The 14,981-nt window shown below is 41.1% G+C and carries 9 protein-coding genes and 2 pseudogenes; 2 read left to right on the forward strand and 9 right to left on the reverse strand.

The genetic code is table 11. The features are described 5' to 3' along the window. Nucleotides 1–96: 96 nt before the first annotated feature. The 3 genes and pseudogenes from glf to HT715_RS03510 all read right to left on the reverse strand — a co-directional run bounded on the left by glf (nucleotide 97) and on the right by HT715_RS03510 (nucleotide 5,244). The gene (gene glf, locus HT715_RS03495; protein ID WP_000272518.1) at nucleotides 97–1,197 is read right to left on the reverse strand and encodes a UDP-galactopyranose mutase; all 1,101 of its coding nucleotides are present in this window, start codon (nucleotides 1,195–1,197) and stop codon (nucleotides 97–99) included. 288 nt (nucleotides 1,198–1,485) lie between these two features. Next, nucleotides 1,486–3,441: pseudogene (locus HT715_RS03500) on the reverse strand (peptide ABC transporter substrate-binding protein). Between the two features lie 195 nt (nucleotides 3,442–3,636). Further along, nucleotides 3,637–5,244: an alpha-glucosidase gene (locus HT715_RS03510; RefSeq protein ID WP_138700692.1), complete on the reverse strand. Its 1,608-nt coding sequence runs from the start codon at nucleotides 5,242–5,244 to the stop codon at nucleotides 3,637–3,639. A 152-nt stretch (nucleotides 5,245–5,396) separates the two neighbouring features. Between HT715_RS03510 and HT715_RS03515 the strand changes: the two genes are divergently transcribed. After that, the gene (locus HT715_RS03515) at nucleotides 5,397–6,881 is read left to right on the forward strand and encodes a DUF1846 domain-containing protein (RefSeq protein WP_138700693.1); all 1,485 of its coding nucleotides are present in this window, start codon (nucleotides 5,397–5,399) and stop codon (nucleotides 6,879–6,881) included. Nucleotides 6,882–6,975: 94 nt separating this feature from the next. Then, nucleotides 6,976–7,458, forward strand: a complete 483-nt coding sequence (locus HT715_RS03520) for an S-ribosylhomocysteine lyase (RefSeq protein ID WP_000032550.1) — start codon at nucleotides 6,976–6,978, stop codon at nucleotides 7,456–7,458. Nucleotides 7,459–7,753: 295 nt separating this feature from the next. Here HT715_RS03520 and HT715_RS03525 read toward each other — a convergent pair whose 3' ends face one another. The 6 genes and pseudogenes from HT715_RS03525 to HT715_RS03550 form a co-directional block, all read right to left on the reverse strand. Then, on the reverse strand, nucleotides 7,754–9,859 hold the full coding sequence (locus HT715_RS03525; protein WP_138707091.1) for an ATP-dependent Clp protease ATP-binding subunit: 2,106 nt from the start codon (nucleotides 9,857–9,859) through the stop codon (nucleotides 7,754–7,756). A 339-nt stretch (nucleotides 9,860–10,198) separates the two neighbouring features. Next, nucleotides 10,199–11,179, reverse strand: coding sequence for a phospho-N-acetylmuramoyl-pentapeptide-transferase (gene mraY, locus HT715_RS03530; RefSeq protein WP_138707092.1), 981 nt, complete (start codon nucleotides 11,177–11,179; stop codon nucleotides 10,199–10,201). Between the two features lies 1 nt (nucleotide 11,180). Continuing rightward, entirely contained in the window at nucleotides 11,181–13,433 is a 2,253-nt protein-coding gene (gene pbp2X, locus HT715_RS03535) for a penicillin-binding protein 2X (RefSeq protein WP_138707093.1), read from the reverse strand. A 3-nt stretch (nucleotides 13,434–13,436) separates the two neighbouring features. After that, nucleotides 13,437–13,754, reverse strand: coding sequence for a cell division protein FtsL (gene ftsL, locus HT715_RS03540; RefSeq protein ID WP_000840840.1), 318 nt, complete (start codon nucleotides 13,752–13,754; stop codon nucleotides 13,437–13,439). 11 nt (nucleotides 13,755–13,765) lie between these two features. Then, nucleotides 13,766–14,716: a 16S rRNA (cytosine(1402)-N(4))-methyltransferase RsmH gene (gene rsmH, locus HT715_RS03545; protein WP_138707094.1), complete on the reverse strand. Its 951-nt coding sequence runs from the start codon at nucleotides 14,714–14,716 to the stop codon at nucleotides 13,766–13,768. Between the two features lie 41 nt (nucleotides 14,717–14,757). Next, nucleotides 14,758–14,981, reverse strand: a pseudogene (locus tag HT715_RS03550) (IS30 family transposase); the annotation flags it as partial.

Genomic DNA, 14,981 nt, shown 5'->3' on the forward strand with positions numbered 1-14,981 from the left:
AGTTGATTTCATATTACTATTATATAATACTTTTTTATTTTAGTTTAGTATAAAAATCTTAAGTAGCAAAGATTCTAAAATAACGGAATCCTTGCATTATTGTCCCAACTCTTCCTCGACCACTTCCAAAGCCCGTTCGATGACCACATGCATGTCGTAGTATTTATAATCTGCTAAACGACCACAGAAAATAACCTTGTCATTTGTTGCCGCTTCTTCCTGATATTTGGAAAATATAGCATTGTTTCTCTCATCATTGATTGGATAATAAGGCTCATCTCCACGTTTCCAATCAGCTGGGTATTCTCGAGTAATAACCGTTTTAGCTTGTGTACCATACTCAAAATGTTTATGCTCAATAATGCGAGTATAAGGAATTTCTCGCTCTGTGTAGTTCACTACAGCATTTCCTTGATAGTTTTCTTCATCAAAAACTTCATGCTCAAAACGAAGACTACGGTATTCTAACTCACCATGTTTATAATCAAAGTATTGGTCAATCATCCCTGTAAAGACAACTTTTTCAGCAGAAGCTTCTAATTCTTGACGATTGGCAAAAAAGTCAAGACCAAGTTCTACTTCCACATCCTTGAGCATATTTTCGATAATGACATTATACCCACCAATTGGAATTCCTTGGTAACGGTCATTGAAATAATTATTATCAAAGGTCAAACGAACTGGTAGACGTTTAATAATAAACGGTGGAAGGTCAGTAGCAGAACGTCCCCATTGCTTTTCAGTATATCCTTTAATCAATTTTTCATAAATATCTGGACCAATCAACTTGATAGCCTGTTCTTCCAAGTTTTTAGGTTCAACGTCCTTCATATGAGCCGTTTGATCAGCAATCTTATCTTTCACTTCTTGAGGAGTTTTTGTACCCCACATAGCATAGAAAGTATTCATATTGAAAGGTAGATTATAAAGGCTACCCTTGTAATTAGCTAGAGGCGAGTTGATATAATTGTTAAACTCAGCGAATTGATTGACATAGTCCCAAACTTTTTTATTAGAAGTATGAAAGATATGGGCACCATATTTATGAACATTAACCCCTTCTACATTCTCACAGTAGATATTTCCACCAATGTGGTCACGTTTATCAATAACTTTTACTTTTTTTCCACGCTTAGTCGCCTCATAAGCAAAAATTGCTCCCGACAAACCAGCACCAACGATTAGATAGTCGTACATAGTCTCTTCCTTATCACTTATCTTTACATCTCCTTAACTATAGTAAAAGAGAGGATCTTTATACTCTTCGAAAATCTCTTCAAAGCACGTCAGCGTCCATCTGCAACCTCAAAACAGTATTTTGAGCTGACTTCCCAGTTACTCTTTGATTTTTATTGAGTATTCGTTTCAATCTATTTTAGCACAAAACAAATCATTTCTCAGTTTTCGATAGCCGAGTGATTTAAAAAGACAAGCACCAAAACTGATGTTTGTCTTTAGGATTTTGCTTGAAAAGGCTATTTCTAACTATTTAACATGTTTTTCTGCTTCTTTTTGGGCTTTTTCGATTGCTTTTTTGCTTTCTTGCTCCCATTTACTTTTAGCTTCTTCAAACTGTTTGGTCGTCACAGTGTCTTTTTGCAGTTTCATGTACTTGTAGTTATTGCCATCACCCTTGATACCAACCAATGAATAGCCTCTTGTAAATGGCGTCACTTTGGTTACAGATGCTGTGCCACCACTTGACATAGCTGACATAATGAGAGAATTGTCAATCATCCAAGCCTGTGCTTCAGCATATTTTTCGTAACGTTTGGCTACATCTTTATTTTCACTATCTGCATCTTTAAGTATATTAGTATAAGTATCCAGACCTAGGCTAGTGATTTTTTCCTTATCTTCCTTGGCATCTAGTCCAAAAATCTTAAGGTAGAATCCATCCTCTGCATTGAAAGGATTGAGATAAGTTGATGGATCTTGATAGTCACCTACCCAGCCATCAAAGTTCAAATCATAGTCTCTATCAGCTGCTGTCGGTGCTAAGAAGGCTACATTATTAAAATCATCTGTTGAAAGTTGCTGAACATCAATGACGATGTTATCAGCCCCCAAAACCGACTCAAGGGTCTACTTAACTGAGTTCATGCCTGTCACAGCATTTTTACTTGTCTAATCAACTGCAACATCCAAGTGAATTGGGAAAGTCACACCTTGACTTGCCAATTTTTTTAGCTTCCGCAAATTTTGCTTGGGCTTTTTCTTTGTTGAAGTAGGCATCCTGAGCATCTGCCAGGTTAATACCTGACCATTCTGTTCCGTAGTTGACCAATTTAGAAGCGACTACTTCTCCAAAGGTCTTGTCTCCAACTTGGACAAATGTAGGAGGCACTAGGGTGTTACGAAGAGTCTTGCTAGCTGCTTCTTCCCCATTTGACTGAGCAGAATAGGCTGTGCGGTCCAAGGCAAAGTTCACCGCTTGGCGGAAGTTCTTGTTCAAAACAGCTGTCTCAGTTGACTTCTTCTGCTCATCTGTCGTTTTAGCAGTGTGATTGTAGGCCTTACGGTTAACGTTGAAATTGAAATACCAAGAAGTCTTGTCCTGCAAGCTATAGACGATATTATCCTTATATTTCTCCTTGGTCTTAGCAAAGTTAGAACTATTTGGATAAACCCCAGCGATAGAATAAGCTCCACTTTCAAAGTTACGGATGGTCAATTCTTGGTCTGAACCATCAAAATAGGCCAATTTCACATGTTCAATTGATACTTTATCATGATCATAGTAATGCGGATTTTTCACATACTCAATTGATGATTTTGATGTGAAATCTTTTAACAAATAAGGTCCGCTGTAGAGAATACTATCTGGAGATAGGGTACCAAAATCTTTCCCTTTTGAGTTTAAAAACTCTTCGTTTACTGGGAAAAGAATACTGTTGGTTGTTTTTGAGTTCCAGTAAGGTTCTGGCCGTGACAAAGTATACTCAACAGTCTGGTCGTCAATGGCCTTCACCCCAACCTTAGAAAAGTCAGAATCCGCTCCTGTAATATAATCAGTCAAGCCCTTAATCGAGTTTTGAATCAAGTCAATGGCCTGTGATTTATTATCCACTGCGTACTTGATACCTGTCACAAAATCTTGTGCCTTAACTGGGGCGTACTCTTCACCGTCAGCCGTGAACCATTTGGCACTTTTCTCAATTTGTAAGTATAAGTCAGACCGCCGCTTGAAACAGACCAGTCCTCTGCTAAAGACGGAACTAGATTTCCGTAATTGTCATTTTCAAGCAAACCATCAACTAGGTTGGTAATGATGGCTGTATTATCAGCGTAGTAGTCTAACAAGTAGTTAAATGCAGTTGGATTTCCACTAAAGGTTGATGAGTAAGTTTTTGTATCTGAACCTGATTGTCCGCAAGCAGCTAAAAGCAAGGCAAATGCAAAAGTCAGGCCTGCACTAAGGACACTCTTTTTTGTATTCATCTCCCTTCTACTTTATGTTAGTTTTTGTAACATAGGTTTGTTTTACCAAAATAGTGGAAATTTGTAAAGTTAATTGAATTTCGAGAATGAAAGTTTATAAACCTTGGTTATAAAAAACAAAGGATTTCTGCCTTTTCATACAGCCCTCCCTTGTTTTTATGCGATTTCAATTTTAAATTTTTCTGTAAAAAATATTTATAGTAATTCCACACAGAAAGCATCCCATGGAGCTAAGATTTGTTTTTCAAAGACTTCTTGAGCTAGGGTGTTTTCAATCAAGACCGATTTGACGTTTCCTTCTACTGCCAAGTCTTGCTCTTCATTGGACAAGTTAGCCACAACTAGGAAACGACGGTCGCCATCTTTACGGATATAGGCAAAGACCTTGTCAGCCGTGTCAAGCAATTCAAAGTCAGCTCGAATTAGCCAGCTATTCTCCTTGCGAATTTGGACCAGTTTCTGATAGGTATAGAAAATAGAATCTGAACTTGCCAGCGCTTCTTGGACATTGATCATCTCGTAATTTGGATTAACCGCCAACCAAGGCTGACCTGCCGAGAAACCGGCGTTTTTGCTCTCGTCCCATTGCATAGGGGTACGGGCATTGTCACGTCCAATGACACGGATACTGTCCATAATTTCTTCCAGCGGAACACCTTTTTCAAGAGCCTCACGCGCATAGTTGAGAGATTCAATATCTTCTACTTGATCCAGTGTTTCAAACGGATAGTTGGTCATCCCAATCTCCTCACCTTGGTAGATATAAGGAGTTCCTCTCATGAGATGAAGTAAGATTGCAAAGGCTTTGGCAGATTTTTCGCGGTATTCTTGGTCATTTCCCCAGATTGAGACAATACGAGGGAGGTCATGGTTGTTCCAGAAGAGGGAATTCCAGCCGTCCTCAACTCCTAACTCTGTCTGCCATTTGTTGAAGATTTCTTTTAACTTAGCGATATTCAGCTCTTTTTGATAGTGCCATTTAGGCTGACCTTCCTGATACTGAAGACCGATATGTTCAAACTGGAAGACCATAGACAATTCTTGCCCCTTTGGATCAGAGTAGAGCTTGGCAATCTCTGGCGTTGCTCCCCAAGTCTCCCCTACTGTCAAGAGATCCTTATCTCCAAAGGTCGCCTGATTCATTTCCTTGAGATAGGGATGAAGCATAGGACCATTATTGACTACCTTCTCGTCAGGAATTTTGCCAATCATGTCAATAACATCCATACGGAAACCACCAATACCTTTATCAATCCAGAAGTCCATCATATCATAAATTTTCTGGCGAAGTTTTTCATTTTCCCAGTTGAGATCCGGCTGTTTCTTACTGAAAAAGTGGAGATAGTATTGACCTGACTTTTCATCGTATTCCCAAGCAGACCCACTAAAGATAGAATCTAGGTCATTGGGTTCATCGCGCCAGATATAGTAGTCTCGCTCAGGGCTATTAGGATTTTCACAGGCCTCTACAAACCAAGCATGTTCATCCGAGGTATGATTGACCACCAAGTCCATGATGATACGAATATCACGCTTCTTAGCTTCCGCAATCAGTTGATCCATATCCTCCATGGTTCCAAAAATCGTTGCAATCGCTTGATAATCAGCAATATCGTAGCCATTATCATCCATAGGGCTGTCATAAACGGGAGAAAGCCAAATCGCTGTAATCCCTAGCTTGGCTAGATAGTCTAACTTACTGGTAATTCCTGGCAAATCGCCAATTCCATCTCCGTTGCTGTCCATGAAACTCTTTGGATAAACTTGATAAACTACGGCATTGTGCCACCATTTTTCTTGCATCTTCTTACCTCATTATTTTAATAATCTATAGTCTATGATAGCGCTTTTCAGATTTTTATGCAAGCGTTCGCCTAATCTTTTTGATTCCTTTTTTAACTCCATAGTTTCCTAACTTCCAATTTTTTATTATAATAGAGGTCAGAGGTAAAAAAATGAAAAAACAAGCTTTTAGTTCTGAACAATATTTGAATTTACAACGCGACCATATTTTGGAACGCATTAACCAATTTGACGGCAAACTCTACTTAGAATTTGGCGGTAAAATGTTAGAAGATTTCCACGCTGCTCGTGTCCTTCCTGGTTATGAGCCTGACAACAAAATCAAGCTCTTGCAAGAATTGAAAGAGCAAGTCGAGGTTGTGATTGCCATTAACGCTAGCAACATCGAACATTCCAAGGCACGTGGCGACTTAGGCATTTCTTATGACCAAGAAGTCCTTCGCTTGATTGACAAATTCAATGAACTGGGAATTTTTGTCGGCTCAGTGGTCATCACACAGTACGCTGGCCAACCAGCTGCAGATGTCTTCCGCAACCAACTCGAGAAAAACGGAATTGATTCTTATCTTCATTATCCAATCAAAGGATATCCAACAGATATGGATCACATCATTTCTCCAGAAGGTATGGGGAAAAATGACTACATCAAAACCAGTCGCAACTTGATCGTCGTAACCGCTCCTGGACCTGGTTCTGGAAAATTGGCAACTTGTATGTCCAATATGTACCACGACCAAATCAATGGCATCAAGTCTGGCTACGCTAAATTTGAAACCTTCCCAGTTTGGAATCTTCCCCTTCATCACCCAGTCAATTTGGCCTACGAGGCTGCCACAGCTGACCTTGATGATGTCAACATGATCGACCCCTTCCATCTCCAAACTTACGTAGAGACCACTGTCAACTACAACCGTGATATTGAAATTTTCCCAGTTCTGAAACGCATGTTGGAACGTATCCTAGGAGAGTCTCCATACGCTTCTCCAACAGATATGGGAGTCAACATGGTTGGTTTTGCTATTACTGATGACGAGGCTGCTATCGAAGCCTCTAAACAAGAAATCATCCGTCGCTACTATCAGACTGTTCTTGATTTCAAAGCCGAAAAAGTGGGCGAATCTGCTGTCAAGAAAATTGAGTTGCTTATGAACGACCTCGGCATCACACCTGCAGACCGTAAGGTTGCTGTCGTTGCGCGTCAAAAAGCAGAAGAAACTGGCGGACCAGCCCTAGCCCTTGAATTGCCAACTGGGGAAATTGTCACTGGTAAGAACTCAGAACTCTTTGGCCCTACAGCCGCTGCCTTGATCAACGCCATCAAAAAATCAGCTGACATCGCTAAAGAAGTAAAACTAATCGAACCTGAAGTTGTTAAGCCAATCCAAGGTCTTAAAATCGATCATCTCGGTAGCCGCAATCCACGCCTTCATTCAAATGAAATCCTGATTGCACTTGCTATCACAGCTACAGAAAATCCTGATGCTGCCCGCGCTATGGAAGAACTCGGCAACCTCAAAGGAAGCGAAGCCCACTCAACCATCATCTTGACTGATGAAGACAAGAATGTCCTTCGTAAACTGGGTATCAACGTAACCTTTGACCCATACTACCAATACAACCGCTTATATCGTAAGTAAAGATTTCAACCTCTCCAGCCTCGGAGAGGTTTTCTCTCTGTCTCAGGAGCAACCTTTATGATATAATGAGAGAAGAAAACTGAAAGGATTTACCATGTCAAAAGAAGTTATTGTCGAAAGTTTTGAACTTGACCACACCATTGTCAAAGCACCCTATGTTCGCTTGATTGGGGAAGAAACAGGACCAAAAGGAGACATCATCTCCAATTATGATATTCGCTTGGTGCAACCAAACGAAGACTCTATCCCTACTGCCGGCCTTCACACTATCGAGCACCTCTTAGCCAAACTCATCCGTACCCGCATTGACGGCATGATTGACTGTTCACCATTTGGTTGCCGCACAGGCTTCCACATGATTATGTGGGGACGTCACACCAGTGCTAAAATCGCAGCTGTTATCAAGGATTCGCTCAAGGAAATCGCTGAAACTACTACTTGGGAAGATGTCCCAGGGACAACCATCGAATCTTGCGGAAACTACAAGGACCACAGCCTCTTCTCTGCTAAAGAATGGGCAAAACTCATCTTGGAACAAGGGATTTCAGATGATGCCTTTGAACGTCATGTGATTTAAAATCGAGTAGGGGATAATCTCTAGCCCCTCTCACACCACCGTACGTGCCGTTCGGCATACGGCGGTTCAACTAACTTTTAACGCATGTCGTTCAAGGTAATAATCCAAACACGAAACCAGTCCACGTTTTTCCAGGACTGGTTTTGATATAGCACGTTTAAGTACCGACTTCTGAGCTACTATAGTATATTGAAACTAGAATAGTACACTTCTACTACACGACATGCCCGTCGTACCTCAAAAGGAACCAGTTTTTTTCAGCTGGCTCCTTCTTTTTTCTCCTCAAAATTTTCTCTTAGGCTTTTTCACGAATGAACAAAATACCATCTTCCATGTCAGCTTCTAGGTGTTTAGCATCAAGGTTATCCAAGTGGAAGTCTGTGACTTTGTCACGGATTTGTTGTTCAACCACACGACGGAGTGGACGAACACCCATGACTTCATCGTAGCCTTCCTCAGTCATGTATTCTTTAGCAGCTTCGCTCACTGCCAAATCGATCTCTTTCTTAGAAAGCGTCTTGTTAACTTCAACCAACATAAGGTCTACAATCTTAGAAAGATCTTCTTTGCTCAAGTGTGAGAATTCGATGACAGCATTGAAACGGTTAAGGAATTCTGGACGGAAGTAAGGTTTCAAACGATCCATCAATTCTGGTTTATCAGCATCTTCTGTCAAGTTAGCTTCGTAACCAAAGCCTGCGTTTGAAGTTGCGATAATCACCGTATTCTTGAAGTTGACAGTGTTACCTTGACCATCTGTCAAACGACCATCATCCAAAACTTGAAGGAGAAGGGTGATGACTTGAGGGTCAGCCTTTTCAATTTCGTCGAGAAGGACGATTGAGTATGGATTGCGACGGACGCGTTCTGTCAAGGTATTGTTGTTGTCATCGTAACCAACATAACCTGCAGTTGTACCAATCAATTTAGATACGGCTGTGCGGTCGCTATATTCTGACATGTCCAAACGGATGATAGCATCTTTCGTTCCGAACATATCTAGAGCCAATTGTTTAGCCAACTCAGTCTTACCAACACCAGTAGGACCTACAAAGAGGAAGCTACCGATTGGACGGTTACCTTCATCAAAACCAGCACGGTTACGACGGATAGCACGAGCTACCGCTTCTACCGCCTTGTCTTGGCCAATTACCTTATCTTGCAGACGATGAGCCATATCTTTCAAACGTTCAATGTCTGACGCTCCCATTTGAGACACTGGAATACCGGTCATTCGTTCTACAGATTCAGCCACATCGTTGACACTTGCAGTCACTTTCATATCTTCTGTGTGGTTTTCGATTTTCTTTTCCAATTCTGCGATGCGTGTTTTATAGTTTAGAGCTGCTTCAAAATCTTCTGCCTCAACTGCTTTTTCTTGCTTGTCTTTTTCCGCTTCAATTTCACGTTCAACAGCATGCACATCTGTTACAGGATGTTGGGCTGCCAAGTGAGCTGCCGTAACATCGACAAGGTCAATAGCCTTATCTGGCAAGCTACGTTGAGGAATATACTGAACAGAATAATCCACTGCTGCTTTCAAGACTTCATCTGGCAAGATGACATTGTGGTGTTGTTGATAGAGATCACGAATTCCTTGAAGGATTTTATATGTATCCTCTGCTGAAGGAGCATTGACCTTGACTTCGTTGAAACGACGAGCAAGAGCTGCATTCTTCAAGATGGTGTTACGGTATTCATCTTGAGTCGTTGCCCCAATCACTGTCAATTCTCCACGAGAGAGAGCTGGCTTGAGAATATCCGCAAGCCCTTTAGAACCACTGTCTCCACCAGTGCTACCAGCACCGAGAATTTGATGAATTTCATCAAAGAAGAGAATGATATTTCCCGCTTCTTTTACTTCATTGACTAAGTTTTGAACGTTTTCTTCAAAGCTACCACGGTATTGAGTACCAGCCTCAAGACCTGAGATATCAATGGAAATAATTTCCTTGTTCTTAATAGCAGCTGGAACATCACCGTTCACAATAGCTTGTGCCAAGCCTTCGACAACTGCTGTCTTACCAACACCTGCGTCTCCGACTAAAACAGGATTGTTCTTGGTACGACGTGAAAGGATTTCAGATGTTTCTTGAATTTCCTTGTTTCGTCCGATAACTGGATCCAGCTTGCCCTCACGCGCTTCTGCAGTCAAGTTTCGACCTAGTTTAGCAAGGACACCGTCTTGTTTCATACCTGATGCTGGTTGTTTCATTTGTCCATCAGCTTCTGCATTTCCTGGCAATTGACCAGTTGCACGATAATGAGCAAATTCCTCAGGTGTGACTTCACGTCCATTAATCAAGTAACGGCGATTTTCAGAACTATATCCTCGCATACCACCCATCAATTGGTTAAATAAATCATCCATGTTGTTAAAATTATTAAAGTTGTTATTCATATTCTTTACCTCATTTTGTTTACTTAGTTATAATTACTGATATTGACTATCTTTGACCTTTATTTTAAAAAATTTAGACTAGCTAAATCGCTACTCTAGGTACTATTTCTGGTTTTTCTTTTTCAAGCAGGAGTAGACTATCTTTACTTCTGAAGATTTCTAGATTAAACATAGACCCCACCTCTTTCTATTTTACTTTAAACAAGCGTTCTAGTAAGGCTTTCATTTACCTTACGTTCATAATATACTACATTAGTCAGAAAAGGTCAAGAAATTTGACTTTGACTGACCAATATTTTTTAAAAAGCAAAAACACCCTGAAACGTCAGGGTGCTATTCTTACATCAAATATAAAATTGCTAGAGTCAGGAGACTTGCTAGAAGCCCCACTCCCCAAAAGAAGAAGTCAACCTTCCACTCGCTCCAAGGATTTCCTTTACCAGACAATCCCCCAAGCTCAAAATGGTGATGGACAGGCGTCATACGGAAAATACGTTTACCACCTGTCAGTTTAAAATAGCTGACTTGCATCATGACCGAAGTTGTTTCAAAAACATACACAATTCCGATAATCAAGAGAGTCCATTCTTGGTGGAGGGCCATAGAAATCGCTGCCAGCATTCCACCTAAAGCCAAACTTCCCACATCCCCCATAAATACCTTGGCAGGCTTATGGTTAAAGACGAAGAAACCAAGCAAACCACCAATCATGGCAAGAATCACTAGAAGAATATCCATCTGACCTTGCACATAGGCAATAACTCCATATGCAGACAAACTAATCACCACTGAAATACTAGCCAGACCGTCAATGCCATCTGTCAAGTTGACTGCATTTGAAAAACCGACTAGCCAAAAAAGGGCGAAGAAAATATAGAAAAATCCCAAATGAACTGGATAACCAAATACAGACAGGATATCACCTCCACGCTCATAGAAAAGATAGAAGATAATTCCACCTAGAAGCTGAAGAGCCAATTTTTGCTTGGGATTTAGCCCCTCATTGATTTTACGGAAGACCTTGAGAAAGTCATCTAAAAATCCGACCAAGCCATACAAGACCAAGATAAACAAAATCATTCCCACATTATTGCTGAATTGGCTACTAAATAGGGCAAAAAAGAAAGCAACCAAAACAGAAGTAATTAAGAAAACCAAACCTCCCATTGTAGGAGTCCCAGCTTTTGCCTGATGCTGTTTGACATCCTCATGCATCTGCTGGCCTGTAATTTGCGCCTTTCTATAAAATTGGATAAAGGCCGGAATTCCTACTAAAGTTAGTAAAAATGTCACAATTCCAGCACTGATGGAAATAAACATATTAGTCTCCTAAAGTTAATGTAATTTTTTTAATGTCCTTGATAGGTGTGTTAGCACGAACATCTTGCTTCTGCACAGTAGTGCCCGAACCTTCAAATTCAAGTTCTATATTGAGCCACTTAGCAAAGGTCTCAGCAGTCTCCTTTGTCCAACCATACATGTCTGGAACTTCCTCTGCTTTATCAGATAAGATCAGGACTTGCTGATTCGGGGCAAGATTCTTCCCTTCTTCAGCAGAACTGTTTTTAATCTTCGTTCCTGTTCCCACAACGATGGGTTGTACAAGATTGCGACGCAATTCTTCTGCTAAATCACCAGGTGAAATATCCTTGACACTAGGCATATGATAAGGACTTTGTTGACTTACTTGCTCCAAAGCTTTAGCTGTTGTTTGAAGATTGAGAGAGTCTTTCATAGCTGAAGCCCGCTCCAAGATAGGATTGGCAAATTCTCCCAACTGGATACCTGAATAATGTTCAGGTTGTTGGACCGTCACATACAAGATAAAATCAGGATTTTCAGCCGGATTCATCGATACAGCCGAGAAAATATAGTTGGTTAACCCAACTAGATAACCACCATTTTTCTCGTCAGCAATCTGAGCCGTACCAGACTTGAGGGCTACATTTTGCCCAGGAACAGTTACAGTTGGCTTGCCTGTGCTGTGGTTATACATGGTTCCATAAACCGCATCCGTCCCTACCAAAACCATGTTAGTCCGAGTTAGACTAGCTGCATCTTTAGAAACAGGATTTCCCACAATTTCTTTTTGAGATTTCCGAGCAGTTTGATCATTTGGATCATAAATGGCACTAATAAATTTAGGTTCCAGCATGACACCGTCATTAGCAATGGCTGTAAAGGCACGAATCATTTGCGTCTGGGTCACTGAAATCCCTTGTCCAAATGAGCTTTGCGCAATGTTGACAATATTATCCGCAGGAAGCTGACCAGCATACTCATCCGTCAAACCGAAACGGGTCGGAACACCAAATTTAAAACGATTAAGATAATCAAGCCAGGTAGCATCTCCCATCTTTTGCTCAAGGAGGGTCATCCCAACGTTACTTGAGTGTGCAAAACCTTGAGAAAAAGTCATCATTCTGCCACCAGTCAATCCTTCATTAACGTCCCAATCTCGAATCGTGGCATCTGCAATTTTTAACTCACTACTATTAAAGACTTCTCCTCCTGGAAAGGTATTATTATCAATAGCAGCAGCCAACATCATCACTTTCATAGTGGAACCTGGCTCATAGTTACTTTGATAAAGAATATCACGCCAGACAAAGTCCTTAGTGATTCCTTCCTTAGTATCGGCATCAAAGGTTGGTCGTTGCGTTGTTGCCAGAATTTCCCCTGTTTTAGCACTGACCAAAGTCGCTGTCATGTACTTTCCTTTTACCTTCTCTTGAAAAGCATCCATCTGGGTTTCCATAAAGGACTGGAGAGGGCTGGAAATGGTTGTATAAACATCCTTGCCATCTACCGTTTGTTGGGAAACTTGTTCTGTTCCAGGTACAATATTACCCAGACGATCCTTTTCATAGGTAATAATGCCGTCTGTCCCTGCAAGAATACTGTTCAAGGAACTCTCCATTCCAGAGGTTCCCAGCAAGCTCTTGCTTCCATCTTCATTTTCATGTAGCTGAGCTAGTCCGATAAAACTAGAAGCAAATTGTCCGTTTGGGTAACTACGATTGGGACTGGTTGTAAAATCAATCCCCTTGACCTCTGCAGTTTCCAACTCTTTTTTGATAGACATCATATTGGCATAGGTAATCCCATTCCCCTTTGCTCCAAAGGAAACTTGTTTGAGATTAGGTTGCGAGAGTTGCTCTCTTACATAGGATTCTTCCATGTCCAGATACTTATGAAAGACCTCTGCAACCTTGTTAAATTGTGTTTTTTCTACGTAAAGAATCTTACCCGTTGCTGACTTATAGTTCTCATCAATGACCGCATAGACATTATAGGAGGTTGCATCCTCAGCAATCGGGACTCCATTTCGGTCATAAATAGTCCCACGTTTGGCAGGAACTGTACGGGTGGTTTGATGAACCTTCTTAGCTTCCTTCGCTAAATCTGTTCCAAAGCGAGTGCCCGTCCCAATAATGACCGCAAAATTGACTAAAAAAACGGCAAAAACAAAGACAGATAATAAACTCAGACTTTTTCCAACTCTGCGTCTGTTTTCAGCCGGCGATTTCCGATTTTTGGTCGCATAACGGATTACTCTTTTTGTCCACTTCATATCTTACTCCGCTATTCGAATATTTTCATTGTTTAATTGCAAATCGTGTGAATTAGCAATTTCTTTCAAACGTTCTGCACGTAATAGTTCATTGACCTCTTGCTTGGCATCGTCCAATTCGGTCTTCTTTTCCTCTATCTGCGCATTGATTTTTGTCAAATCATTCTGCACTTGCAAGAGCTTGGTCTGCATAAAAATAATACTAATGGCTACAATAAGAGTGGTTACAGCAATGGAAAAGTAAAAAGCTTTTTCCACACGCGAAAACCGTTTAAGTTGCATCTGTAGTATTTGACCTGTTTTTTCCATTCTTTCTGCCATCTTTTTTCCTCTTACTTGTGAATTTTTCTGGCCACGCGCAACTTGGCTGAGTGCGAGCGGTTATTGGCTTCTAATTCTTCTGCACTTGGCAAGATTGGCTTACGGGACACCAATTCCATCTTGGGCTTGAGATCATCTGGGATGAAAGGCAAACCTTTGGGAACTTCAACCGTTGAAGCTTCCTTGAACAACTGCTTGGTCAAGCGGTCTTCTAAGGAATGAAAGGTAATCACTGAAATCCTACCATCCAGAGCCAACATATCCATAGCCTGCTGGATGGACTCATCTGCCGCTCCCAGTTCATCATTGACTTCAATCCGAATAGCCTGGAAAATCTGCTTGGCAGGATGGCCCTTCTTCTTGAGTTCCTTGGCAGGTTTGGCCGACTTGATAATTTCTGCCAATTCAGTCGTAGTCTCGATAGGCTTGACGTCACGTGCTTGTTCAATCTTACGCGCAATCTGTTTAGAGAATTTGTCCTCGCCATACTTGAAGAAAATACGAACCAAGTCATGATAGTCATAGTGGTTCACCACTTCATAGGCTGTCAGACTAGCATCCTGATTCATCCGCATGTCCAGTGGTGCATCCTTTTTATAAGAAAAACCACGCTCACGCTGGTCTAATTGAGGGCTAGACACTCCCAAGTCATAACAAATTCCATCAATTTCCTGAACACCAGCTTCGCGCAAACGTACCTGTAAATGACGGAAATTATCCTTGATAAAAGTCACCATTCCCTTTTCAATGTAAGGTGCCAAGCGTTGTTGCGCATTGTCAATGGCATTCTGGTCCTGGTCAAAGGCATAGAGATGGCCTTTTTCACTTAATTTGCTTAATAAATATTCGCTATGGCCTGCTCCACCCAAAGTCGCATCAACGTAGATACCGTCGGGCTTTACGTCAAGCATATCAATCGTTTCGTGGAGTAAGACCGTTACATGATGAAATTCTTTTGTCATATCTTATCTATTTTACCACAAATCCGACCAGCTTGCACTAGTCAGACAAATCGGACAAGGAGGCCAAATTTCAAGTTCAAGTTAGTCATGAAGAAGTCTTCTCTGGGTGATTTGTAGTTCAAGCATTTTTTAGGATAGTTATTAATCCAATTTTCGATGAATGCGACTTCTTTGGGAGTCGTTTTCTTAGTTCCCTTAGGTAACCATCTCCGAATGAGCCTGTTGTGATTCTCATCAGTTCCCCTTTCCCAAGAGGCATAGGGGT

The sequence above is a fragment of the Streptococcus sp. 4155 genome, assembly GCF_013276695.1.
GTDB lineage: Bacteria > Bacillota > Bacilli > Lactobacillales > Streptococcaceae > Streptococcus > Streptococcus pseudopneumoniae.

What these genes read in the sequence shown, in the direction of transcription:
- HT715_RS03510 (WP_138700692.1), bottom strand. Translation starts at nt 5,244, where the DNA reads ATGCAAGAAAAATGGTGGCACAATGCCGTAGTTTATCAAGTTTATCCA.
- HT715_RS03525 (WP_138707091.1), bottom strand. Translation starts at nt 9,859, where the DNA reads ATGAATAACAACTTTAATAATTTTAACAACATGGATGATTTATTTAAC.
- ftsL (WP_000840840.1), bottom strand. Translation starts at nt 13,754, where the DNA reads ATGGCAGAAAGAATGGAAAAAACAGGTCAAATACTACAGATGCAACTT.
- HT715_RS03515 (WP_138700693.1), top strand. Translation starts at nt 5,397, where the DNA reads ATGAAAAAACAAGCTTTTAGTTCTGAACAATATTTGAATTTACAACGC.
- mraY (WP_138707092.1), bottom strand. Translation starts at nt 11,179, where the DNA reads ATGTTTATTTCCATCAGTGCTGGAATTGTGACATTTTTACTAACTTTA.
- HT715_RS03520 (WP_000032550.1), top strand. Translation starts at nt 6,976, where the DNA reads ATGTCAAAAGAAGTTATTGTCGAAAGTTTTGAACTTGACCACACCATT.
- pbp2X (WP_138707093.1), bottom strand. Translation starts at nt 13,433, where the DNA reads ATGAAGTGGACAAAAAGAGTAATCCGTTATGCGACCAAAAATCGGAAA.
- glf (WP_000272518.1), bottom strand. Translation starts at nt 1,197, where the DNA reads ATGTACGACTATCTAATCGTTGGTGCTGGTTTGTCGGGAGCAATTTTT.
- rsmH (WP_138707094.1), bottom strand. Translation starts at nt 14,716, where the DNA reads ATGACAAAAGAATTTCATCATGTAACGGTCTTACTCCACGAAACGATT.